The sequence below is a fragment of the Alkalihalophilus lindianensis genome (assembly GCF_032843265.1).
Taxonomy (GTDB): Bacteria; Bacillota; Bacilli; order Bacillales; family Bacillaceae_D; genus Alkalihalophilus; species Alkalihalophilus lindianensis.
The window spans coordinates 1-349 of record NZ_JAWJBA010000110.1; the positions used below are offsets into that span (position 1 = coordinate 1).

The 349-nt window shown below is 46.7% G+C and carries 1 protein-coding gene; it reads right to left on the minus strand.

Annotated features, from left to right (window positions below; all coding sequences use genetic code 11):
* A partial coding sequence (locus RYX56_RS21525) for an AMP-binding protein (protein WP_317124014.1) occupies positions 1 to 349 on the minus strand: 349 nt, incomplete at both ends.

The following is a 349-nucleotide window of genomic DNA, read 5'->3' on the forward strand; positions in this document are numbered from 1 at the left end:
ATTAAAAACCTTTGCTCCCCATTTAACAACCTCCGGATTTAACGGCTCCCCTACACTTAATATATGGCGGAGGCTGCTAAGGTCAAATTTGTTTACCAGTTCATCCCCGGCACCCATCAGCATCCGAAAAGATGTCGGGGCACTGTACCAAACGGTCACCTGAAAATCTTCAATCATTTTATACCAGGCCTCAGGGCTGAAACGGCCGCCGATAATCACATTTGTTGTCCCGGCTAACCATGGGGCGAAAATGCCATAGGATGTCCCTGTAACCCATCCTGGGTCGGCAGTACACCAGTATACATCATCCTCTTTTAAATCAAGCACCCATTTTGCTGTTTGATAATGT